The organism is Embleya sp. L77, assembly GCF_055557415.1.
The window spans coordinates 6,110,023-6,132,974 of record NZ_CM145709.1 but is presented as its reverse complement, the minus strand read 5'-3'; the positions used below and the strand labels follow the sequence as shown (position 1 = coordinate 6,132,974).

21 protein-coding genes are annotated in these 22,952 nt (G+C 72.3%); 11 read left to right on the top strand and 10 right to left on the bottom strand.

All coding sequences use genetic code 11. The annotated features are described in order from the left end of the window. Nucleotides 1-216, bottom strand: coding sequence for an MbtH family protein (locus ACZOOI_RS26130; protein WP_465278129.1), 216 nt, complete (start codon nt 214-216; stop codon nt 1-3). Between the two features lie 743 nt (nt 217-959). Here ACZOOI_RS26130 and ACZOOI_RS26125 point away from each other — a divergent pair. From ACZOOI_RS26125 to ACZOOI_RS26095, 7 genes are all read left to right on the top strand, one after another. After that, nucleotides 960-1,799, top strand: a complete 840-nt coding sequence (locus tag ACZOOI_RS26125; RefSeq protein ID WP_465278128.1) for a thiamine pyrophosphate-dependent dehydrogenase E1 component subunit alpha — start codon at nt 960-962, stop codon at nt 1,797-1,799. Then, nucleotides 1,799-2,779, top strand: coding sequence for an alpha-ketoacid dehydrogenase subunit beta (locus ACZOOI_RS26120; protein WP_465278127.1), 981 nt, complete (start codon nt 1,799-1,801; stop codon nt 2,777-2,779). The genes ACZOOI_RS26125 and ACZOOI_RS26120 overlap by 1 nt, the downstream gene beginning before the upstream one ends. Beyond that, a complete protein-coding gene (locus ACZOOI_RS26115) occupies nt 2,776-3,024 on the top strand; it encodes a biotin/lipoyl-containing protein (protein ID WP_465278126.1) in 249 nt (82 codons plus the stop codon). Before ACZOOI_RS26120 ends, ACZOOI_RS26115 begins: the two co-directional genes overlap by 4 nt. A gap of 111 nt (nt 3,025-3,135) precedes the next feature. Beyond that, entirely contained in the window at nt 3,136-3,384 is a 249-nt protein-coding gene (locus ACZOOI_RS26110) for a phosphopantetheine-binding protein (RefSeq protein ID WP_465278125.1), read from the top strand. Further along, nucleotides 3,381-4,319: a 3-oxoacyl-[acyl-carrier-protein] synthase III C-terminal domain-containing protein gene (locus tag ACZOOI_RS26105; RefSeq protein ID WP_465278124.1), complete on the top strand. Its 939-nt coding sequence runs from the start codon at nt 3,381-3,383 to the stop codon at nt 4,317-4,319. The genes ACZOOI_RS26110 and ACZOOI_RS26105 overlap by 4 nt, the downstream gene beginning before the upstream one ends. A gap of 98 nt (nt 4,320-4,417) precedes the next feature. Continuing rightward, nucleotides 4,418-5,551 (top strand): zinc-binding alcohol dehydrogenase family protein, encoded by a 1,134-nt coding sequence (locus ACZOOI_RS26100; RefSeq protein ID WP_465278123.1) that lies wholly within the window; start codon nt 4,418-4,420, stop codon nt 5,549-5,551. Nucleotides 5,552-5,609: 58 nt separating this feature from the next. Further along, nucleotides 5,610-7,127, top strand: coding sequence for an FAD-dependent monooxygenase (locus ACZOOI_RS26095; RefSeq protein ID WP_465278122.1), 1,518 nt, complete (start codon nt 5,610-5,612; stop codon nt 7,125-7,127). Between the two features lie 133 nt (nt 7,128-7,260). On the opposite strand, the gene ACZOOI_RS26090 is transcribed toward ACZOOI_RS26095, so the two are convergent. The 8 genes from ACZOOI_RS26090 to ACZOOI_RS26055 are packed head-to-tail and all read right to left on the bottom strand — an operon-like array spanning nt 7,261 to nt 17,193. Further along, complete coding sequence (locus ACZOOI_RS26090; RefSeq protein ID WP_465278121.1) at nt 7,261-8,163, bottom strand: ABC transporter permease; 903 nt, start codon at nt 8,161-8,163, stop codon at nt 7,261-7,263. Beyond that, a complete protein-coding gene (locus tag ACZOOI_RS26085; protein WP_465278120.1) occupies nt 8,160-9,185 on the bottom strand; it encodes an ATP-binding cassette domain-containing protein in 1,026 nt (341 codons plus the stop codon). Before ACZOOI_RS26085 ends, ACZOOI_RS26090 begins: the two co-directional genes overlap by 4 nt. Nucleotides 9,186-9,245: 60 nt before the next feature. After that, nucleotides 9,246-10,019, bottom strand: coding sequence for a thioesterase II family protein (locus ACZOOI_RS26080; protein ID WP_465278119.1), 774 nt, complete (start codon nt 10,017-10,019; stop codon nt 9,246-9,248). Beyond that, on the bottom strand, nt 10,016-11,680 hold the full coding sequence (locus ACZOOI_RS26075; protein WP_465278118.1) for a lyase family protein: 1,665 nt from the start codon (nt 11,678-11,680) through the stop codon (nt 10,016-10,018). Before ACZOOI_RS26075 ends, ACZOOI_RS26080 begins: the two co-directional genes overlap by 4 nt. Continuing rightward, nucleotides 11,677-12,909: an ATP-grasp domain-containing protein gene (locus ACZOOI_RS26070; protein ID WP_465278117.1), complete on the bottom strand. Its 1,233-nt coding sequence runs from the start codon at nt 12,907-12,909 to the stop codon at nt 11,677-11,679. The genes ACZOOI_RS26075 and ACZOOI_RS26070 overlap by 4 nt, the downstream gene beginning before the upstream one ends. Beyond that, nucleotides 12,906-14,111 carry a cysteine synthase family protein gene (locus ACZOOI_RS26065; RefSeq protein ID WP_465278116.1) on the bottom strand — a complete coding sequence of 402 codons (1,206 nt, stop codon included), beginning with the start codon at nt 14,109-14,111 and terminating at the stop codon, nt 12,906-12,908. Before ACZOOI_RS26065 ends, ACZOOI_RS26070 begins: the two co-directional genes overlap by 4 nt. Beyond that, nucleotides 14,108-15,358 (bottom strand): cytochrome P450, encoded by a 1,251-nt coding sequence (locus ACZOOI_RS26060; protein WP_465278115.1) that lies wholly within the window; start codon nt 15,356-15,358, stop codon nt 14,108-14,110. The genes ACZOOI_RS26065 and ACZOOI_RS26060 overlap by 4 nt, the downstream gene beginning before the upstream one ends. Continuing rightward, nucleotides 15,358-17,193, bottom strand: coding sequence for an amino acid adenylation domain-containing protein (locus ACZOOI_RS26055; RefSeq protein ID WP_465278114.1), 1,836 nt, complete (start codon nt 17,191-17,193; stop codon nt 15,358-15,360). The genes ACZOOI_RS26060 and ACZOOI_RS26055 overlap by 1 nt, the downstream gene beginning before the upstream one ends. A 311-nt stretch (nt 17,194-17,504) precedes the next feature. On the opposite strand from ACZOOI_RS26055, the gene ACZOOI_RS26050 reads away from it, so the two are divergent. From ACZOOI_RS26050 to ACZOOI_RS26035, 4 genes are all read left to right on the top strand, one after another. Further along, nucleotides 17,505-18,305: an SDR family NAD(P)-dependent oxidoreductase gene (locus ACZOOI_RS26050; protein ID WP_465278113.1), complete on the top strand. Its 801-nt coding sequence runs from the start codon at nt 17,505-17,507 to the stop codon at nt 18,303-18,305. Between the two features lie 233 nt (nt 18,306-18,538). After that, nucleotides 18,539-19,420, top strand: coding sequence for a class I SAM-dependent methyltransferase (locus ACZOOI_RS26045; protein WP_465278112.1), 882 nt, complete (start codon nt 18,539-18,541; stop codon nt 19,418-19,420). Between the two features lie 149 nt (nt 19,421-19,569). Then, on the top strand, nt 19,570-20,823 hold the full coding sequence (locus tag ACZOOI_RS26040; RefSeq protein ID WP_465278111.1) for a pyridoxal phosphate-dependent aminotransferase: 1,254 nt from the start codon (nt 19,570-19,572) through the stop codon (nt 20,821-20,823). Next, a complete protein-coding gene (locus ACZOOI_RS26035; RefSeq protein ID WP_465278110.1) occupies nt 20,820-21,599 on the top strand; it encodes a tryptophan 2,3-dioxygenase family protein in 780 nt (259 codons plus the stop codon). Before ACZOOI_RS26040 ends, ACZOOI_RS26035 begins: the two co-directional genes overlap by 4 nt. Here ACZOOI_RS26035 and ACZOOI_RS26030 read toward each other — a convergent pair. Next, on the bottom strand, nt 21,567-22,784 hold the full coding sequence (locus tag ACZOOI_RS26030) for a cytochrome P450 family protein (RefSeq protein ID WP_465278109.1): 1,218 nt from the start codon (nt 22,782-22,784) through the stop codon (nt 21,567-21,569). The two genes, ACZOOI_RS26035 and ACZOOI_RS26030, sit on opposite strands and share 33 nt — an antisense overlap. Nucleotides 22,785-22,952 lie beyond the last annotated feature (168 nt).

The window sequence follows — 22,952 nt, the reverse complement described above, 5'->3', positions numbered from 1 at the left end:
TCAGCCCGCCGCCATGGCCTCCCGCAGGCTCTTCGGGCGCAGGTCGGTCCAGTTCTGCTCGACGTACTCCAGGCACTCGGCCCTGGTCGCCTCGCCCAGCACCACCCGCCAGCCTGCGGGCACCTCGGCGAACACCGGCCACAGGGAGTGCTGTTCCTCGTCATTGACCACGACGTGGAATCGGCCGTCCTCGTCGTCGAAGGGGTTCGTACTCACTGGCACCGTCCTTAATCGTCACGCCGCAACTCGGGATTGAAAACGTCGGAACCGAGCGCCCCCGAACACCGGGGGCAACTCAGGATTGCAATTCGCCGGGGTTCGGGCGACCCCTGAGCGTCACGCGGCAACTCGGGAATGCAAATCTCCGCGGTCGGACACGGGTTCGCCGTTGGGCGTCGTCCCGTCGACGGGACACCCGGCATCCGCAGCCGCCCCGAAGTGCCGACGCCACACCGTAGGACTCGACCGCCGACGCCACAATGGCGGCAGGATCGCCGACCTTCCGGTCATCCGCACGGACCTGTACCGCACCGAGTTCTGTGCCACCATGACCGGGCATCGGCCCGTGGCCGGGCCTGCTCGAATTCGGGTTCGGCCGATCTCCTCCCGCCGAGGCGATCGAGAACGCAGTCGATTTCGGGCCTGCGCGGCCGGATCGCCGAGGCCCGGCGTCTCCCGAGCGCGAAAGCGTCGGAAAAGTCCCACCCCGGCCGAAACACCGTCGCACGGCGGCGATCGCGCTTGTGCCGCAACGAGGACAAAGGAATTCCTGATGGACGCATGAGCCGAAGCCGCCGACGTGTGGCTCGCCTTCGCCGGGAGAGCCCGCGGGGTTTCCGCGCGCACGACGACGACAAGCTCATCGACGAATCTACGACTGGTGATCAATGGTCTCGAAGTCAGAATCCGAGTACGCGACAGATCCAGACGACGACACACGACGGTTGCTGTTGCGCCACATGCTGGTGGCGAGAGGCGTCGACGAGGAGGCCCGTCAGCTCCAGCGGCAGGGCGCGCTCGACCTCTGGCTGTCCTGCCAGGGACAGGAGGCCGCGCAGGTGGGCTCCGCGCTCGCCGTGGGCCCGGCCCCGACCGTCTTTCCCAGTTACCGCGAGCATGCGGTCGCCCTCCTGCGCGGTGTGGCACCGGACGAGTTGGTCGCGCAGTGGGCCGGCCGCACGTTCTGCGGCTGGGACCCGCGCCGGTTGCGGTTCTTCCCCTACACGCTGGTCCTGGCCGCCCAGACGCTGCACGGCGTCGGCTACTCGATCGGGCAGCGGTTGCAGGGCCTGGAGGACTTCGTCGTCGTGTACATCGGCGACGGCGCCAGCAGCGAGGGGGACATGTCGGAGGCGATGAACCTCGCCGCCGTCGAGTCGGCGTCCGTGTTGTTCGTCTGCCAGAACAACGGCTGGGCCATCTCGAAGCCGGCCGACGAGCAGATGCGCGGTTCGCTGGCCGAGCGTGCCCGCGGTTTCGGGATCGAATCCGTGCGGGTCTCGGGCCGGGACCCGGAAACCGTCTTCTCCGCCTGCTCCCGGGCCGCCGCGCGGGTCCGCGAGGAGCGGGCGCCGTATCTCGTCGAGATCCGCGTGGAGCGCATCCACGGCCACTCGACCTCCGACCCCCAGGAGGTGTACCGCAGCCGCGACGACATCGCGCGGGCCAAGGCCGCGGACCCGGTGACCGCCTACGCGGCCCGGCTGAGCGACCTGGGCCTGGTGGACGCCGCGTGGCTCGACGGCGTCGACGCGCACGTGCGGGAGCTGCGCGATCGGTTGATGAAGGAGTACGCGTGATGAGCACCGTGCGGTCCGCCTCCCTGGCGGAGTCGATCAACGCGACCCTCGCCGACCTGCTCGAACAGGATCCGAGACTGCTGCTGCTCGGTGAGGACATCGGACGCCTGGGAGGCGTGTTCCGAGTGACTCGCGGTCTGCGCGAACGCTTCGGCGCGGACCGGGTGCGCGACTCGCTCCTGGCCGAATCCACCATCGTCGGCCAGGCCGTCGGCATGGCGATGAGCGGGCTGGTGCCGGTCTGCGAGATCCAGTTCGACGGGTTCACCTATCCCGCGGTCAATCAGCTGGTGACCCAGGCGGCCCGGATCGGCGATCGGTGGAACGGAGGGGTCAGCCCGAGCCTGGTGGTGCGGATCCCCACCGGCGGCGGGGTCCGCGGCGTCGAGCACCACAGCGAGTCCAACGAGGCGCTCTTCGCCCGCGTCCCGGGGATCTCGGTGGCGTGTCCCTCCACAGGCGAGGACGCCGACCGGATCCTGCGGCACGCGGTGACGCTGGGTTCGCCCGTGGTGGTGTACGAGCCGATCCGCCTGTACTGGCGGCGGAACACGCCCGTCCGGGACCCCGAACCGGCCAGGTCGCCGACCGCGGCCCGGGTCGTGCGGCGTGGCACGGACCTGACGATCGCCACCTTCGGCGCGGTCACCCACGAGGTGCTGGAGGCGGCGCACGCGCTCGCCCCCGATGTCGACGTCGAGGTGGTGGACCTGCGCTGGGTGGCCCCGCTCGACATGGACACGGTCCTGGAGTCCGTTGCCCGCACCGGGCGGCTGCTGATCGTGCACGAGGGGACGAAGGACGTCGGAATCGGCGCGGAGATCGCCGCGTCGGTGGCCGAGCACGGCTTCGAGGCGCTCCGGGGGCCGATCCACCGGCTGGCGCCCGACCGCCGCGCCTATCCCCCGGCGGACTTCGAGAAGGACTACCTGATCGGTGTGCCGGAGATCAAGAACGAGGTATTGGTGATGACGAAGTGAGCGGCTCCCCCGTGGACATGCACGTTCCCGGCTTCGGACACGGCCTCGGCGAGGCCCTGTTGATCGAGTGGGTCGCCGGTGTCGGCGACCGGGTCGAGCGGGGGGACGTCGTCGCGGTCGTGGAGACCGACAAGGCCAGCACGGAGATCGTGGCCGAGCGCGGCGGACGGGTCGAGGCCCACTCCGCGACGGTCGGCGCGATCCTCGCGTCCGGTGACGTGTTGTACCGGTTGACGGCGGACTAGGGCCTGTCCGGCGGGACTTGGTGCCGGGAACCGGTGAACGTCCCCGATGCCGGCACCGGCTTCCGTACGCCCCGGGATCCAGGGATCCCGTCACTTGAACGGAGAGGGAACATGAACGACATCGAGAGCCGTATCGCGGACACCATGCTGGCCAAACTGCGCGAGCGCGACCCCTCGTTGGGCCCCGACGACCTCGCCCGGCCGGTCGCCGACCTCGACCTCGACTCGCTCGACCTGGTCGAACTGCACCAACAGCTGGAGCACGAACTCCGGGTCAAGGGAGACCTGAAGGAGACCGCGGGCTTCGCCTTCCTGGACGACTTCGGCGCGTATTTCGTGAAGCTGGCGAGCCGGGGATGAGCGCGGGCATCGTCGACATCGCCACCGCGAAACCGGGCCGCACGATCGACAACGACCACTTCGCGTCGATCGGTCTCACCGACGAGTGGATCCGGCGCCGCAGCGGCATCGCGGCCCGCTCCTGGCTTCCGGACGAGACCCCGCTCGCGGAGCCGGCGGCGGAGGCCTGCGCGCCGATCGTGACCAGGATGCCCGACCCCTCCTCGATCGGCGCCCTGGTGGTGGTCAGCACCTCGGTGCGGCAGCGCGTCCCGGGTATCGCGCCGAAGGTGGCGCAACTGCTCGGGCTGGAGCCCTCGGTGCTGGCCTTCGACATGAACGCGGCCTGCTGCGGCTTCGTCTACGGGCTGATCACCGGGCTCTCGCTGTGCGAGGCCGGCCAGGCGCGCTCGGTGCTGGTCTGCTCGGTGGAGGCGATGTCCCGGCTGGTGGACCGCACGGATCGGCAGACGGCGTGCATCTTCGCGGACGGCGCCGCGGCCGTGCTGCTGGAGGACCGCGCGGAGTTCGCGGGATTCCGCCGGATCGCCGGCTGCGACGGCGCCCAGGAGGCGCTCATGCGGGAGACCGACGCGGGCGGCATCCATCTCGACGGCATGCAGGTGTACGACCGCGCCGTGCGCCGGATGTCGGAGTCGGCGCAGTACCTCTTCGACCACGGCCCCGCGCCCACCGTCCTGGTCGGCCACCAGGCGAACGGCCGCATTCTGGAACAGGTCCGCACCTTCACCGCCCATCTCGGCGTGCCCTTCGTGAACCGGATCGAGAGCTTCGGGAACACCTCGTCCGCCTCGATCCCGCTGGCGTTCGCCGCGGAGCTGGACGCCGGTTCCCTTCCCGCCGCGGGCCGGCTCGGGGCCGTGGCCTACGGCGCCGGCGAGGCGTGGGGCGGCGTCTCGGTGGGCTATCGGCTGCCCGCCGGCACGGCCCCCTGACCGCACCGGCCACCGGGACCCCGGGCCGTGTCCGGCCTGGTCGATCACAGGAGGTTGTCATCTACTCACCACAGGCCTGGGTCCTGCACTCCGGTGCGGTGACCGGCCCACAGGACGACGGACCCGGCGCGGCGCTGCGACGCGACCGGTTCAGCTTCGGCCCGCTGGAGGAGGGGGAGGCGCTGGTGGAGCCGATCCTGGGCTCCTGGGAGGCCAACGTCGATCACGCGCTGAACCGTTCACCGATCGACGTGTGCAGCAGCCGCGGCGAGGACGCGGTGGTCCTGGGCAACCTGGGCGTGGTGCGCGTGCTCAAGGTGAACGCGGGAAGCCGGCAGGTCCGGGTCCGGGAGGGGGACCTGTGTCTGCTCCTGCCGTTCGGCAGACTCGACCGCTTCGGCTACGCCGAACTCGCCTACGCCTACGACGCCCCGGACACCATCGGCCTGTTGGCCGAGCGGTCGAAGATGGACGTACGGCTGCTGCTGCCGATCCCGGACGGCACGGCGTACTCGCTGCCCCAGTGGGCCACGTACGGGCGGTACTTCACCGCCTGGGACAACTGGCAAAAGGCGTACGGGTGTTGGCGCACGCAGGTGGTCGACGGCGATCCGGCGAACCACCTGGTGTTCGGCTGGGGCGGCGGTGTGGCGTTCGCCGAGCTGATGTTGGCCAAGCGGGCCGGATTCCGGGTGGCGATGACCGCCGGCTCGGACGAACGGGTCGCCTTCCTGCGGGAGAACGGCATCACCCCGGTGGACCGCCGCAGGTTCCCCGAGCTCTCGCTGCCCACCCGGCAACAACGCGCGGACCGGGACCGGCATCGGCGCCGCCGGACCTCGGTCGCCGACTTCCTGGGCGTCGTGCAGGACCTCAGCGACGGTCACGGGGTGGCGATCTTCGTGGACAACATCGGCGAGCCGCTGTACGACGTCACCCTGACCGCCCTGGCCCGCGAGGGGGTCGTCACCACGTGTGGCTGGAAGGCGGGGATGCGCCTGTCGCACCTGCGCGGCGCCGAGTGCATCAGCCGGCACATCCATGTGAACACGCACGTGTGGCGGTTGCAGGACTCACCGGGCATCCGGGACTTCCAGGAGGCCGAGGGCTGGATCGCACCGGCGGGGTCGGACGTGATCTACGACTTCGACCGGGTGCCGGAACTGGCCGACGACTACGCCAACGGCAGGATCGGGTCGTACTTCCCGATGTACCGCGTGAACCCGCTCTGACCGACCCGTACGGGTGAGAAGACGATATCTGCGGCGCAGTGGAACGAGGGGAAGCAACGTGGGGCACACCGGCATGGACACGGACGTGGTGATCGCGGGCGCCGGGCCGACCGGCCTGATGCTCGCCTGCGAGCTGCGGCTGGCGGGCGTCGACGTGGTGGTGGTCGAGCAACTCGCCGAGCGGACGGGCGAGTCGCGGGCCGGCGGGATGCACGCCCGCACGCTGGAGGTGCTCGACCAGCGCGGCGTCCTGGACCGCTTCCTGAAGGTCGGCGAACTCCAGTCGGTGGGCCACTTCTCCGGGCTCTGGCTGGACTTCGACGGGTTCGAGTCCAGGCATCCCCGTCCGCTGATGATCCTGCAGTCCGCCGTCGAACGGCTGTTGGAGGAGTGGGCCGCCGAGCTGGGCGTGCGAGTGCGCTGGTCGTCCGGGGTGCGCGGGGTCCACCAGGACGGGGAGGGCGTGACCGTCGAGCTCGGGACGGCGCAGGCGGCACCCGCCTCGCTGCGCGCCCGCTACCTGGTGGGCTGCGACGGTGGGCGCAGCACGGTGCGCAAGGTATCGGGCATCGCCTTCCCCGGCACGCCGGCGACGATGACGGCGCTGATCGGCGACGTCGAACTCCCCGATCTGCCCGAGGACTACATCTGGGTGCGGCGCCGTCCGGGCGGCGACTTCTCGGTGATCGCCTTCGAGCCGGGCTGGTACCGGGTGATCACCTCCGAGTACGACCACGTGGCGGACCGCGACGAACCCGCGACGTTCGAGCAGCTCCGGGAATCGCTGGTGCGGCTCGCGGGCACCGACTTCGGCATGCACAGCCCCCGGTGGATCTCCCGGTTCGGCGACGCCGCACGGCAGGCCGCCCGGTATCGGGACGGCCGGGTGCTGCTCGCGGGCGACGCGGCGCACATCCACTTCCCGGCCGGCGGGCAGGGGCTGAACCTGGGCGTGCAGGACGCGGTCAACCTGGGGTGGAAGCTCGCCTCGGTGGTGCACGGCCGGGCACCGGAGAGCCTGTTGGACAGCTACCACGCCGAGCGCCACCCCGTCGGGGAGCGCGTTCTGCACAACACCCGGGCACAGGCGGCCCTCGCCCGCCCCGGCGTCCAGACCGACGCGTTGCGCGACGTGTTCGGCTCACTCATCGTGTTCGACGACGTCAACCGGTATCTGTGCGGCATGCTCACCGGACTGGACATCCGGTACCCGATCGACGGCAAGCACCCGCTGGTGGGTCGCCGGGTCCCCGACGCCGACCTCAAGTCGCCCGACGGCGATTGCCACGTCTACGAGTTGCTGCACGCCGCCCGTCCCGTACTGCTCGACCTGCGCGGCAGCGCGGAGGTGGCGGCGGTGGCCCGGGGTTGGGCCGATCGGGTCGACCTCGTCGACGCACGGAGCGAGGACGATCACTGGCCCGTCCCGGCCGGCGGCGAGATTCCCGCTCCCGCCGCGCTCCTCATCCGCCCCGACGGCCATGTCGCCTGGGCGGCGGCGGCCGGCGGCGCGCCCGACACCGCCGCCCTCCGCGGTGCCCTCACCACGTGGTTCGGACCGGCCCGGCAGGGGTGAGCCGCCGCCCGAGCGTCGGGAAGCCCGATCCACGACACCCGCTGCCGAGGGGCCGTTCCTCGGCACCCGCGCCGCCTTCTCGTGCAGGTGCCGCCGGCCGGCCGCCCCGCCCCGACGCCCGGGGCGGCCGTCCTCACTTGTTGCGGTAGCGGGCGACGGCGAGTGGGGCGCAGATCGTGGCGATGCCCACCGTCCAGGCCAGGGACTGCCAGCCGGCCGAGCCCGCGTCGGTGCCGCCCAGCCAGGCCCGCAGGGTGTCCACCACCACCGTCACCGGGCTGTGCTCGGCGTAGGGCCGGAGCCATCCCGGCATCGAGGAGACGGGAACGAAGACCGAGCTGACGAACGTGAAGGGGAACAGCCATGCGGTGCCCCCGGCCTGGGCGGCCTCGGGGCCGCTGACGGCCATGCCGATCAGCGCGGCGAGCCAGGAGAACGCGTAGCCGAAGGCGAACAGCAGCACGAACGCGCCCGCCATCGGCAGCGGATCACCGTCGAAGCGGAATCCGACCAGGAGCCCGACCACGACCATCACCACGACGGCCACGAGGGTGCGGGCCAGTTCGGAGAACGTGCGGCCGGCCAGGACGGCCGATCGGCTCACCGGCATCGACCGGAACCGGTCCATGATGCCCTTGCTCATGTCGTCGGCGACTCCGACGGCGGTGCCCGCGACCGAGCCGAACAGCACCATCTGCACGAAGATGCCCGGCAGCAGGAACTGCCCGTAGTCCCCGCCCGGCACGTCGATCGCACCACCGAGCACGTAGCGGAACAGCAGGATGAACATCACCGGTTGGATGAGCGCGTACATCATCAGGTCCGGCGTGCGTCGCAGGTGCTTGAGGTTGCGCAGCGCCATCTCCCCGGCGTCGGAGAACCACCAGCCGATCCCGCCGCCGGGGTCGCGCTCGCTCGCGCCGGATCCCGCCGGGGCCACCGCGGACGCCTTCGTCGCCTCCGCGGTGCCCGCGGCCTTCCCGGGCTTCGCGGATTTCTCGGTCTTCGCGGTCTTTTCTGTCGAAATGCCGCTCATCGTTGATCCGTCCTTCCGGCCGTCACCGCGGTGACGTGTTCGGCTTCCGGGGGTGCCGGCGTCGGGTCGGCGTCGGAGGCCGGGCTCCGGCGGCGCTCGGTCAGCGCGAGGAAGGCGTCCTCCAGGGTCGGGCGGCGCACCGCGGTGTCCACGACGATCACCTGCGCCGCGTGCAACTCGCGCATCAGCTCGGGCATCAGCAGCGCCCCGCCGGCCACCGCCACGGTGATCCGCCCCTCGCCGTCGTGGTTGCACGGGCTGTCCCGGACGACCCCCCGGATCGCCTGCTCGGCCCGCTCGTACTGGCCGGCGTCGTCCAACCGGATCTCCAGCCGCTCGCCGCCCACCCGGTCCTTCAGTTCCTCCGGGGTGCCCCGGTCGATCACCGTGCCGTGGTCCACGACCACGACCGCGTCGGCGAGGCGATCCGCCTCCTCCAGGTACTGCGTGGTCAGCAGCACGGTGGTGCCGGCGGCGGAGAGGTCGGCGACCACCTTCCAGATCGCCGTCCTGCTCCTGGGATCGAGGCCCGTGGTCGGCTCGTCCAGGAAGATCACCTCGGGGCGGGCGATCAGGCCGGCCGCGAGGTCGAGCCGGCGGCGCATGCCGCCCGAGTAGGTGCGGACCAGGCGCCCGGCGGCGTCGGCGAGGCCGAATTCCGCGAGCAGTTCGTCGGCCCGCTCGCGGGATTCGGCCCGGCCGCGCCGAGCGAGCCGGGCGAGCATGCGCAGGTTCTCGAAGCCGGTCAGCTTCTCGTCGACCGCCGCGTACTGGCCGGTGAGACCGATCAGGGGCCGTACCCGTTCGGGCTCGCGCAACACGTCGATGCCGCACACCCGCACCGATCCGGAGTCGGGGCGCAGCAGTGTGGCGAGGATCCGCACGACGGTCGTCTTGCCGGCTCCGTTGGGCCCCAACAGACCCAGGACCGAGCCCTGTTCGACGGTGAGGTCGAGGCCGTCCAGGGCCCGCACGTCGCCGTATCTCTTGTGCAGCGCCTCGACGGCGATTGCGTCCGACATGGCTCCACGGTCCTTTCCAGAGCATCGGCGCCGTCGGCGGCGTCGACGGATGCGGGCGGGTCAGGGGGAACCGGCGGCGGCCGCGGTCGCGCCGGCCAGGTCGGCGACCAGCGTGGCCAGCAGGGCGCGGCGGGCGCTGTGCAGGAAGAAGTGGTCGCCGGGCAGTACGTGCAGCGCGAAGCGGGCAGCGGTCTGCTCGCCCCAGCCGGCCGCGGTGTCCGGGTCGGCCTCCGGATCGGCGTCGCCCACGAAGGCGCTGATCGGGTACGCCAGCGGGGGCTGCGGCGTGTAGTCGTAGTCGTCGACCATGGTGAAATCCGAGCGCAGCACCGGGACGACCAGTTCGCGCAGTTCGGGATCGGCGAGCACTTCGGCCGGGAGTCCGCCCATGCCGTCCACGCGGGCGATGAACTCGTCGTCGGGCAGGTCGGAATCGCGGATCGCCGCGGGTGGGTGCTGCGGCGCCGGGCACCCGGACGCGAACAGCCGAAGCGGGTCGGGGCAGCCCAGGGCGCGCAACCGGCGGCACAGCTCGAACGCGAGTCGGCCGCCGATGCTGTGGCCGAAGACCGCGTACGGCCGATCGATGCTCGCGGCGACCTCGGCGGCCATCGCGTCGATGTCGATGAACGGGTGCTCGCGCAGCCGGTTCTCCCGTCCCGGGTACTGGATCGGGGCGACCTCGTAGGACCCGAGCGCGGCGAGCGCCCCGGGCCAGTCGCGGAAGGCGGATGCGCCCGCGCCGGCGTACGGCAGGCAGTACAGCCGAACCTCGGCGTCGGGACGCGGTTGGGGCAACGTCACCCACGGGCCCCGGCGTTGCTTGGTCGTCACGTGGTCCTCCCATCCGCAGCGGCCCGGGCGGTCGATGCGTCGGCGGGATCGCACCCGCCGGCCCGGTCGGTATGTCCCCCGTCGGCCGCCCGGCGGTCGCCGCTCCCGGCGGAGCCCCCTTCGCCGCCGGCGCGCCGCACCGCGGCCACCGCGGCGTCCAGGCCGGGTTCGTAGCCGTTCCAGCGCTGCCGCAACACGCGCAGCAGGCCGAGTTGCTCGGCCAACCGGCGCCGGGTCGTGCGCAGACAGTGGTCGAGGGCTCGCGGCCCCGGTCCGCCGCCGTATTCGGCGGTCTCCGCGACGGTGCGTGCCGAGGCCGTCAGGTCGGTCCGGCCGGCCGCCTCGGGCAGTCGGGCCAGCACGTCGGCCAGCGGCTCCCCGCCGTCGGCCAGCGATTCGCGCACCGCGCCCGCGACCGCGGCGTGCGCGGCCCGGAAACCGAGGCCGGTGTCGAGCGCGAGCCGATTCGCGGCCTCGGTCGCCGCCGTGCAGCCCGCCTCGGCGCACGCCGTCATCCGCTCGGCGTCCGGCTGCGCGGCCGCCACCACCAGGCGCAACAGCTCGGCGGCCTGGGCGAGTTGCCGCACCGCGTCCTCGATCGGACGCATGCCCTCGGTGTGTACCGCGATGGCGTTGCTGAACGGTGTCTTGTGCATCGCGGTCGCGGCCGTGACGAAGGCGCCCAGGGGGGCCGCCGCCTTGCCCGCGACGTGTTCCAGGACGAAGACGTTGCGCTTTTGCGGCATCATCGAGCTGCCGCTGGTCAGGGTGTCGGGCACGGTCAACAGTCCGCTGTCCGGGCCGGTCCACATCGAAAAGTCGGTGGCCACCCGGCCGAGCAGCACCCCCAGCACGGCGGCAGCGGCCGTCAGCCGCAACCCGGCGTCCCGCGAGGCGACCGCCTCGACCGAATTGGCGCGCGCCCCGGCGAAGCCGAGCAGCGCGGCGGTGCGGCCCGCGTCGATGGGCACGGTGGTGCCGCCCACCCCGCCCGCGCCCAGCGGACTGCGGTCGAGGTCCTCGGCCACCCGGGCCAGCGCCTCGATGTCGGCCGCCAACGCCACCGCGACGCCGCCGAGGTAGTGGCCGTAGGTGATCGGCACGGCGGGTTGGTGGTGCGTGAACGCGGGCATCACGGTGCGGGCGTGCCGGCGGGCGGTGCGGGTGAGCGTGCCGAGCAGGCGCAGCGCCTCCCACAGCAGGTCCAGGTACGGTCCGCGCAGTTTGAGTTGCTGGAGCGTGGCGGTGAGGTCGTTGCGGGAGCGGCCCAATTGCAGTTGGCCGCCGACGTCGGGCCCCAGCCGTTCGGTCAGGAACAGTTCGTACATCAGGTACCAGCCGCGCGGGGCCGGGCGGCCGCGCAGCGACGCGAAGTTCTCGGCGCGCAGCGCGTCCACGGCGCCGAGCAGCCGGGCGGCGGCGGCCACCGGCAGGATGCCGCGCTCGGCGAGCATCACCACGTGGGCTCGGTCGATCTGCGTGGTCAGCGCGAGATCGCCGGCGAACGCCGCGTCCACGCCCGGCTGTTGGGTCAGCGCCCGGACCCGCGGGTGCAGCGGGACGCGCCCACCGGTGTGCACCCGGTCGCCGCCGGCCGCCTTCAGGGGAGCCGCCTGCTCGGCCGTCGGCGCCGATTCGGCCCGCACCCGTTCCCCGGTCACCGCGGGCTCCCGTTCGCCGTCGTGCGCACGGTGAGGGTGCGCAGCGCCCGGTCCGCCGCGGCCGCGGCGGTCGCGGTGTCGGCTGCGGTGGTCAGGACCGCCCCGATCCGGTCGCGGAAGTCGCCGTGTCGCGTCATCGGGGTGCCCACCGCCACGCCGACCTCGACCCGTCGCACACCGGGCAGCCGAGCCGCTTCCGCGGTCCCGTCGACGCCGGCCAGGACGCCGCGCGCGGGTGCGAGGAGGAAGCGTACGGCCGCCGCGCCCGCGACTCCCGCCGGGCGCGGCGGCACCGGGCGGCCCAGGGCCGCGGCCAGGAGGCCGTCGATCAGGTCCACGCCCCGGGCCGCAAGCACGAGTTCGGGGATGTGGCCGCCCGCCAGGCGCGGGTTGACCTCGATCACGACCGGTCCGGTCGGGCCCACCCGCAGTTCGACGTGGGCCGGGCAGCCGGCCAGCCCCAGGGCGGTGACGGCCGCCACGGCGCCGGCTCGCAGTGCGGCGAGCAGGTCGGGGTCGGCGGCGGCCGGGAAGTCGTGTCCGGTCTCCACGAAGCGCGGCAGCGCGCCCAGGTGCTTGCCGGTGACGCCCACGACCCGGCCGCCGATCAACTCGACGGAGAACTCCGGGCCGGGCACGTATTCCTGGAGCAGCACCCCGGTCGGCACGGCGAGTCCGCGCTCGTTGACCGCCTCGGCCAGGAGCGGGCCCGCGTGCCGGCGTGCCTCGTCCGCGTCGGCGCACAGGCGTACGCCCACGCTGCCGCTTCCGGTGACCGGCTTGACCAGGAAGGGTCCCGTGCCCAGCCGGTGCCGGGCCGCCTCGACGTGCGCGAGGTCGGTGACGGTGACGCTCCTCGGTACGGCCACCCCGGCCGCGGTCAGGGCGCTGCGCTGCCTGCCCTTGTCCCGGCACATCGCGACGGCGTGCGGGTCGGGTCCGGGCAGGCCGAGTCGTCGGGCGAGGCCGGCGGCCGGCTCGATGTAGTGGTCGGAGGTGCTCGTCACGCCCACCACCGGGCCGCGCAGCCGCCGCACGGCGGCCAGCAGCGCATCCCCGGAGCCGGTGTCGGTGACCACGACGGGGACGCCGTCCGCACGGACGTAGTCGTAGCGGTCCGGGCGGGCGCACAGCAGCACCGGCCGCAGGCCCTCGCGACGGGCCGCCCGCACCAGGGCCCGTCCGTTGCCGGTGGTGTTGCTCTCCACCAGGACCAGGGTCGCGGTCATCGGACGCGCGTCCGCTCGTCCGCGGGCCGGGGGGCGGAATCGGGGCCGGGTCGGACCGAGTCCGGGCCGCGACGCGCGGCGCCGGGTGCGGGGCGGCGGTTCCACACCATGTGGTCCCAGTGGCCGCGCACCTGGGCGGGGTCGGTGACGGGGTGCGGTTCGGCTGGCAACACGGGCAGATGGAGCCCGTGTTCGCGCAGCCAGTTCGGGTCGCCCGAGGTGGACTGGTAGCGGTGGCCCTCGTCCGCGAACAGCGCCAGCACGGTGCGGTCGGGGTGGCGTCGGGCCTCCCACCGGGCCACCAGGTAGGCCGCGCCGCTGGTCGGGCCCATGAACAGGGCGTGTTCGCGGTGCAGCCGGTCGGTGGCCCCGAACGCCTCGGCGGCGCCCAGCCAGTGCACGTCGTCGAAGGTGTCGTGGGCGACGTTGGCCGGCATCAGGCTGTTGCCGAGTCCGCGCAGTGTCCTGGGGCCGTCGGGCAGCCCGAACAGCACGCTGTGGTGGGTGTCCACGGCCACCGCGCGAGTCTGTGGCCGGTGCCGGCGCAGCTCGTACGCGGTGCCGCACATCGAGCCGCCGGAGCCGACGCAACCCACCAGGGTGTCCACGCGGCCGATCCGCCGCCGGACCAGATCGGCGACACCCGCGTAGGCCGCCGGGTTGAGCGGGTTGTCGTATTGGGAGGGCACGAACGCGGGTTCGCACTCCTTGCGGATCGCGTCGAGCCGGTCCAGGCGGGCGCGTTGGTGGCCACCGACGGCCGCCGGTTCCGTGACGATCTCCACGCGGGCGCCCAGGGATTCGAGCCTGGCCTGCAGCGGTGCGTCCAGGACCGGGTCGCTGACCAGGATCAGCGGGTATCCGCGCAGTGCGGTCACCATGGCCAGGCCGAGTCCGAAGGTGCCCGAACTGGTCTCCACCACGGTCATGCCCGGGCGCAGTTCGCCGCGGCGGGCGGCGGTGTCCAGGATGTAGCGGGCCGGGAGCAGCTTCATCACGGTGAAGCAGGCCGCGTAGAGGTTGTGTTCGAGCCTGACCAGGCGGGGCATCTCGAGGGCGGCCACCGCGTCGCCGACGACCTCCGTCCGGCGCGGCGCGGCGTGCCCGTTCGCCGGTGGCCCGGCCGCTGCCTGCTCGTGCGCCGTCCGACCGTTCGCCGACCGCCCGTTCGTCGCCTGTGCGCCCATCGCTCGCTCGTTCACCGGCTGCTCCGGCGGCGGTGGAATCGCATCGGCATGGACGTGATCCCGTTGATCCAGTTGGACCGCAAGTGCGTGATCGGTCCCGCCGGTTCGACACCTTCCAGGGCGCTGCCGAGTTCGTCGAAGAGCATGCCGAGCGCCATCCGGCTCGACGGTGCGCCGATGCAGTAGTGCGGTCCGCCGCCGAAGGCCAGGTGCGGGTTGGGAGATCGGGTCGGGTCGAAGGTGTAGGGGTCGGGGAACACGCTTTCGTCCCGGTTCGCCGAAGCCACCCACGCGCATACCCAATCGCCCTTGCGCAGCGTGGTTCCGGCCACCTCGGTGTCCTCCCGGACCCGCCGCACCAGGTGGTTCGTGGGCGTCGTCCAGCGCGCCCCCTCCTCCACCAGCAGCGTGGTGCTGTTCGGGTCGGCCAGTGCGTCGTCCCACAGGTGCGGGCGTTCGGCCAACGCGAGCAGGGTGTGCGAAGCCACGTGCGGCGTGGTCGAGTTGGCGCCGAGCAGGAAGCTGTAGCAGTTCAGCGCCACCCGCAGGTCGTCCAGCGGGGCGCCCTCGCTCTCCAGTGTGATCAGCGCGCTGATCAAATCCTCGCCCGGGTGGGCCCGTTTCGCGTCGATGATCTCGGTGAAGCAGGCGAAGAGTTCGTGGTGGGCGCGGCGCAGCGTCTGGTGGGTGCTCTCGCCGCTGACGTATTCGGGATCGTCGGGGGCGATGCTCGCGGTGGTGTAGTGGGCGATGGTCTCCCAGTACCGGTCGGGGATGCCCATCAGTTCGCCGATCACCACCATCGGCAGCAGTCGCATCAGCTTCGCGAAGTCGTGTTCGCCGCCGTCCAGGCAGGGTTGTGCCAGGGTGCGGACCCGCTCGCGGATCCCGGCGGCGCGTTTGCGCACGACCGAGTGCCCGAGGGTGCGCATGGTGGGCCGGCGGATGTCGCCGTGCCGCGGCGGGTCCATCAGCGTGATGGTCCGGCCGCCGGCGCTGTCCCCGACGCCGACGGAGGCCAGGATCGTGCCGTCCTCGGAGCCGAAGACCCGGTGGTCCTTGACGATGCGGTCGCATTCGGCATACCGGGGGAAGCCCCAGAAGACGTCCCCCGTGGCGGGGGCGGTGTGTCGGGTGACCGCCGTGTCCGCTCGCATCGCCCGCCACCGGGCGTGTTGGCACTCCTCGTAGACGCCGGGGTCGGTGACGTCGACGTCGTCGTAGCGTACGTGCGGGCCCGCCGGCGGTGCGGTGATCTCCATCAGCTTGCGCCGTTTCGCTCGCCGCCGGTCGCCTCGGCCAGTTCCGCAATCGTCTGGTGCCGGAAGAACGCTCCGGCCGAGCAGTGGATCCCCAGCAGGCGCAGCCGCTCGATGGTGTCCACGCTGAGGATGGAGTCGCCGCCGAGTTCATAGAAGTTGTCGTCGACGCCGACCCGGTCCAGCCCGAGCACCTCGGCCCAGACGTCGGCCATCAGCGACTGGGCCTCGCTCTGCGGTGCCCGGTATTCGGGCAGTTCGCCCAGTCGGTCGCGGCTGGACCACGGGGCGGTCAAGGCGCCGCGGTCCGGCTTGCCGTTGGGGTCGTGCGGCATCTCGTCCAGGACCAGACACGTGCCGGGCACCATGTGCGCGGGCAGCCGCTCGCGCAGCCAGGTGCGCATCGTGGAGGCCGTCACCCGGGCGTCGCCGGCCGGGACCGCATAGCCGACCAGCCGCTTGCTGTCCGCCTCGGTGCCGAACACGACGACCACGGCCTCGGCCACCTCGGGGCGGGCGTTGAGCACGGCCTCGATCTCGCCCGGTTCGATCCGGAAGCCGCGGATCTTGACCTGGCGGTCGGTGCGGCCGTGGAACTCGAACGCACCGTCCGCGCGGCGCCGGGCCAGGTCGCCGGTGCGATACATCCGGCTCGCCGGGTCGGTCGCGAAGGGGTCGGGCAGGAAACGTTCGGCGGTCAGCGCGGAACGCCGCAGATAGCCCCGGGCGACTCCGGCCCCGCCGAGATACAGCTCGCCGCTCTCGCCGGGCGCGACCTCGCGCAGGTCCTCGTCCAGGACGTACATCGTGCGGCCGCCCAACGGCGTGCCGATCGGCACCCGATCGCAGGTCGTGTCGTCCGGGTCGATCGTGTGCAGCGACGCGAACGTGGTGGTCTCCGTGGGGCCGTAGGCTGCCAGGACCCGAAGCCCGGGAACGCCGGCGGCCGTTCGGACGTGCTGCGGGGACAACACGTCGCCCCCGGTGATCAGCGTGCCCACCGGTTCCAGCGCGTGCGGCGCGTGGTCGGCCAGGACGTGGAACAGGCCGGTGGTCAGGAACAGCCAGTCCGGGCGCCGCTTGGCGAGTTCGGCGGACAGGTCCTCGACCGCGACGGGGCCGCCTCGCAGGATCTCCACCCGGCCGCCGCGGCACAGTGCGGCCCAGATCTCGAACGTCGAGGCGTCGAAGGCCATCGGGGCGTACTGGGCCACCGACTGGCCGGGCTGCACCGCGATGCGTTCGTCGTCCAGGACGAGCGAGACCACGGCGGCGTGTTCGACCACGACGCCCTTGGGCGTGCCGGTGGAGCCCGAGGTGTAGATCACGTACGCGGCCTGGTCGGGACGTACTCGGCCGGCCGCGAGATCCGCGAGCGGATCCTCGCCGGCGGGGTCGGCGCCGGCCTCGGCGTCCGCGAACAACACCGGAACACCGTCGTCCACGAAGTCGGGGATGCCGCCGCGCTCGGCGACCACGGCGGCCACCCGGCAGTCCCGGACCATGAACCGCTGTCGCTCCAGGGGGAAGTCCGGATCGATCGGTACATAGGCGGCGCCCGCGGCCAGCACGCCCAGGAAGGCCACGATCGCCGTGGGCGAGCGCGGCACGGTCACCGCGACCCGATCCTCGTGCCCCACCCCGGCGGCACGCAGACGGGTCGTCAGGTCGCGGGCGCGAGCCAGGAGTTCGCCGTAGCTGAGGGTGTCGCCCTCGATCGAGACGACCGCCGTCGCGTGGGGGTCGCGCAACGCCTGATCCTCGACCAGTTCGTGCAGTACGACCGACTCGCGCTCGATCGTACGCGTTTCGCACGCCGTCGTATTCGTCGTCGTCATCGCCTTCCGCTCCGCTCCGCCTCGCCGAACAGCCAAAGGAATGGCTTTTCGACAATCACCCCGTTGCCCTCCCCGGTCAATGACCACGAAGGAATTCGGAAGGTAGTCGGGAAGTGATCGGGAGGTGGTCGAGACATGATCGGAAGGCGGTCGGGACGGTCGGGGAGAAGCTTCCGCGCGGCGGGAAACATCCGGGAAAGAATCATGGCGCCACGGCATTTCACCGGTAAACATGACGGCACTGTGTACAGGTGGAGTGGATACGCCTCCAAAGACCTCCAACGACACCCATGACACCTACGACACCGTGGATGGACACTGTGGATTCGGCCGCGTGGGAAATCTCGAAGGCGCTCGCGGGCAAGGCGGTTCTCGTCACGGGTGCCGGCTCCGGCATCGGCGCCGCGGTCGCCGTGCGGGCCGCGTGTACCGGGGCGTCGGTCGCCCTCGTGGGCCGGCGCGTCGAGGCACTGGAGGCGACCGCGGCACTGGTCCGGCAGGCCGGTGGCGAGCGGGCCCGGGTGGCCGTACTGCCCTGGGACGTGCGCGCCGACGGCGGCGCGGATGCCCTCGTCGGCGCCGCGATCGAGCGGCTGGGCCGGATCGACGGTCTGGTCAACAACGCCGGCGTGGCCCGGTTCGCGCCGTTGGAGAGTGCCGCGAGTGAGGATCTGGACGCCATGCTCGACACCCATGTGCGCGGCCCGGTCGCCCTGATCCGGGCCTGCCTGCCCGCGCTGCGCGCGCACCGCGGCAGCGTGGTCAACGTCTCCTCGGTGGGTGGTGCACTGGCCATGCCGGGGCGCTCCCTGTACGGCGCGAGCAAGGCCGCGCTCAACAGCCTGACCCGTTCGCTGGCCCGGGAGCTGGCACCCGAGGTACGGGTGAACGCGGTGCTGCCCGGACCGGTGGAGACCCCGATGTACGACGACCTCGGCCTGGACGGACCCGCGACCACGGCCCTGCGCGCGGGTCTGCTGGCCGGCACACCCATGGGGCGTTTCGGTACTCCGGACGAGGTCGCGCACTGGGTGTGCGCGCTCCTGGACGCCGAGAGATCCGCCTGGGTCACCGGCGTCCTGCTGCCGGTCGACGGCGGTCGTACCGCGTAGGCCCGGGCCGGCCCGCGCAGCTCGACCGACGCCCGGCACGCGGCGCGCGCTACCGCGCGCTCCGCACCCGAACACCCGAACACCCGAACACCCGAACCTTCGACACCGGCACAGACACCGGGACACCCGAACACCCGGACCTTCGACACCGGCACGGACAGCGAGACACCCGGACACCCGAGAGCCATCCGCACCACGGACCGCACCTCATCGACAGCGCAGGAGGACCGACCGTGACCACCACCGAAGACACCACGACCGTCTACGGACGACCCGAGTTCGCCGACATCGACATCGGCGACACGATGCGCCACGGTCACCCCGACATCACCGACGGCGACCACATGATCGTGGACCTGGTCGCCCGGCGCGCCCGGACCCTGGGCCGCCCGCTGACGGTGATGGACGTCGGCTCCGGTTCCGGCGTGGTCTCCGCGATGCTGGCCCACCACCTTCCGGGACACCGCGTGATCGCCAACGAGATCGAGCCTCGGTTGATCGCCCAGGCCCGCGCGCGGCTCGAGGACATCCCCGACGGCGAGGTCTTCGACCGGCCGTTCCAGGAGTGGCGCGAGCCGCTGGACGTGGTCATCTCCTGGGGCTCGCACCACCATCTGCCGAACACCTACCTCGACCATGTGCGCAGCCTGCTCGTGGACGACGGCGTGCTGATCATCGGCGACGAGTTCTGCCCGGAGTACTGCGACGACACCGACGCGGCCCGGGTGACCACCGCCGAGGTGATCCATCTGGCCGACGGCCTGGTGCTGACCACGCAGCGCGAGGTGGACGCCTACCGCACCCAGGGCGTCGTCCCGCAGTGGTCGCGCGACCTCGAAGCCAAACGCCGCCGCGCGCTGTGGCACTGGTACAAGTTCGTCATCGACTACGCGATGGCCAAGGACAACTGGACCGTGGTGCTGGCCGAGTTGCAGATCACCCGCGACGACCTGACCACCTCCTTCGACGAGGAGCACAAGCTCTCGCCGCTGATCGTGCGCCGCGACCTCGAACTCAACGGATTCCGGCCGCTGTCGACGAACGTCATCGGCAACCGGCCGGCGGACCTGCAGAGCTTCTACCTCTACGAGTTCGCGCCCCGGCCGAGGTCCTGACCCGATCCCGAGCGCGCCCCGGGGCCCGAGCCGGCCGCGAGCCGCTCCGGTCCCGAGCCCGCTCCCGTCGGCGCGACCCGTGGGGGCGTGTCCGGCGACCTCGTCCGCATCGCCGTAGCCACAGCCGTACCGGCGGAAAGAGAGCCATCATGTCGACCTTCGAGATGAGCGCCGCGCATCCGGCCGTCTCCCGCGCGGCGTCCATCCCGCCGTCGTGTCTGCACGACGTGTTCCGGTCCGCCCAGGCGTGGGAGCTGGTCCACCGTCGGGCGCCGATCCGACTGCACGTGGGCGAACCGGCGTTCGGGCCGCCGATCGAGGCGATCGAGGCCCTGAGCGCGGCGGCCCGCGAGGGGCGCGCCGCGTACACCTCGGCCGAGGGCATGATCGAGCTGCGCGAGGCGCTGGCCGCCAAGCTGGCGAGCGAGAACGGCCACGACACCGGCCCCGACCGGGTGTTCGTCGCACCGGGTTCGTGTCAGGGGCTCGCGGCGTTGATGCAGTCGATGGCCGAGCCCGGCGCCGAGATCCTGCTGCCGGAGATCCACTGGCCCATCCACCTCCAGCAGGCCCTGCTGGCCGGGCTGCGACCGAGGTTCTACCCCCTGGACCGCGACTTCCGCCCCGATCCGGACTCGCTGGCCGACGCCGGCAGCGAGCGGACCCGGCTGATCCTGGTGAACACTCCGGCCAACCCCGCCGGCGTGGTGCTCGACGAGCCCTTCCTGCGCGACGTGTTGCACATCGCCCGGCGGCGAGGCTGGCGGATCATCAGCGACGAGGCCTACGAACACTTCGTGTTCGAGGGCGAGCACGTGTCCATGGCCTCGCTGGAGCGTGATGTGCCGGAGCCGGAACGGCTGGTGCACTCGGCGTTCAGCTTCTCCAAGAGTTACGCGATGACCGGCTACCGACTCGGCTACATCGCCGTCCCGAACGCCCAGGCGGCGAGCGCGCTGCGCGTGGTCCAGGAGGCCAGCATCGTGGCACCGCCGACTCCCGTGCAGTACGCCGCCCTTGCCGCGCTGGGCGTGCCGCAGGCGGCGGCGCGCAACCGCGAGACGGTGCGCGTGAACCGGGATCGGGCGCTGCCGGGCCTGGTGGCGGCGGGCCTGCTCGGACGGGTGCCGCCGGGCGGGTGGTACGCGCTGCTCGACGTGGCCTCGGTGGGCCTGGACGCCGAGGTGTTCGCGGCCGAACTGCTCGCCGAGCACGGTACCGCGGTCGCGCCCGGCCGGGGCTTCGCACTGCGGCCCACAGTCGACGCGCAGTGCCGGGTGACCGACATCGGGTACTCGCCCCGGTCGCACGGGCTGTTGCGGATCGCCTTCTGCGGCGACGGCGACCTGCTGGCGGCGGGCGTCGAACGAGTGCTGGCCGCGGCGTGCGGCGGCCGGGCGTGAACGGCTCCGCGGCCCGCACGTCGGCCGCGCACGAGAGTGCCGCCGACGGCGCCGAGCCGACCTACGACGGGTACCTGCGCCTGGCGACGGTGCTGACCGCGCAGGCCCCGACCACGGCGGAGAGCGACCGGTCCACGTACGCCGCCGAGCACTTCTTCATCGTGACCCATCAGAGTTGCGAGTTGTGGCTCAAGCAGGCGCTCCTGGACCTGGGCCTGGCCACCGACGCGCTCCGCTCCCGACCACGCGACCTGGAACTGTGCCTGGAGCAGGTCCGCCGCACGACGCACGTACTGGCCATGATCGCCGAACACTTCACCGTCCTGGAGCGGCTGACCGTTTCCTCCTTCGCCCGTTTCCGTGGCGCGCTGGGCCGGGCCAGCGGGGCCCAGTCCGGGCAGTTTCGCGCGCTCTACCGTGCGTTGGGCCTGTACGGCGCGGACAGCGAGCTGTTCCGCGGTTTCCTGACCGCCCTGGCCGAGCGGGATCTGACCGTGGCCGAGGTCTACCGGCGAGCGCCGCATTCGGGTCTGCCGTATCTGCTGGCCGAGGGCCTGGTCGATCTGGCCCAGGCGGTGCGGCGCTGCCAGTTGGCGCACGTCGAGGTCGTGGTGCGGCAGATCGGTGCCCGACCGGGCACGGGTCGCACCACCGGCGCCGACTTCCTGGCCCGGCGCCTGGCGGCGCCCTTTCCCGAACTGTGGGAGGCCCGTGCCGCGTTGCACACCCCCGGCCCGGTCGACTCAGTCGGCGTCGGGGTCCGCTACGACCGGTAGCTCCACCAGGCCGCGAAAGAACGGCGCGGGCCGCCAGCGCAGTTCGCTCGCGGGTACGGCCAACCGCATGCGGGGGAACCGGTCGAGGATGGCGCCCAGCGCCAGGCGTGCCTCCATCGTGGCCAGCGGCGCGCCGATACAGCGGTGGATGCCGTGGCCGAAGCCCAGATGCGAACGTTCGGTCCGGTCGATGCGGAAGGTGTCGGGATCCGGGAAACGCTCCGGGTCCCGATTCGCCGCGTGCCACAGCGCCGCGGTGACCGCCCCGGCCGGCACCACGCCGCCGGGCAGTTCGACCTCGCGCCGGGTCACCATGAACGCGATCCCGGCCGGCCCGTCGTAGCGCAGGATCTCGTCGATCGCCGCCGGCAACAGCGCGGGCTCGGCCGTCAGTCGGGCGCGCTCACCCGGGTGGGTCAGCAGGAGCTTGATGCCGGTCGCGATCAGGTTCACCGTGGTCTCGTGGCCGGCCACCAACAACATGAAGGCCATGCCGACCAGTTCGGCCTCGGACAGCCGCTCGCCGCCGTCCCGCGCCTCGACCAGGGCGCTGAGCAGGTCGGCGCCCGGCCGGGCCCGCTTGCGGCGGATCAGGTCGAGGAAGTACGCCAGCAGGTCCTCCTGGGCCTGCCGCAGCAGCCGCTGCGAGTCCGGACGGGCGCTGGAGACCATGCCGTCCGTCCAGGCGCGGAAGTCGTCGCGCTCGGTCGCCGGCACCCCGAGCAATTCGCAGATGATGGTGATCGGCAGCGGATGGGCCACGGCCGTGATCAGGTCGAACGGCTGCGTGCGCGGGGCCGCGTCGAGCAGTCCCCCGACGATGGTCTCGACCCGATCGGCCAGCAGGTTGACCCGGCGCGTGCTGAACGCGCTCTGCACGAGCCTGCGCACCCTGGTGTGGTCGGGCGGGTCGAGGGTGAGCAGGTTGCGGTTCATCGCGCTGTCCGGATCACCGGTGAGCGCGGTCGCCTCCGGCGGGGCCAGGTGCAGGTCGCGGCTGAACCCGGGGTCGGTCAGCGCGGCGCGCACGTCCTCGTACCGGGTCAGCAGCCACATGTCGAAGCCCTGCGGCGTCGCGATGCGGTGCACCGGCGTGGTTCGCCGCAGATGCGCGTAGGTGGGGTAGGGGTCGGCCAGGAAGGCCGGGCTGAACAGCGGTGGTACCGGGGGTGATTTCTGCTTCATCGGCTACCCGCTCCGGTGTCTGCTCGGGGTGTCGTGGCGGTGGGGTGTCAGGGCGTCGTGGCGTGGGGGTGTCAGGGCGTCGTAGGTGTCGGGATATCGAGTCGTCGGGGTCGCGGGCTGTTTCGGTCCGCGAGGTCGATGGGGTCCACGGGGGCGTCGGGCTGGGTC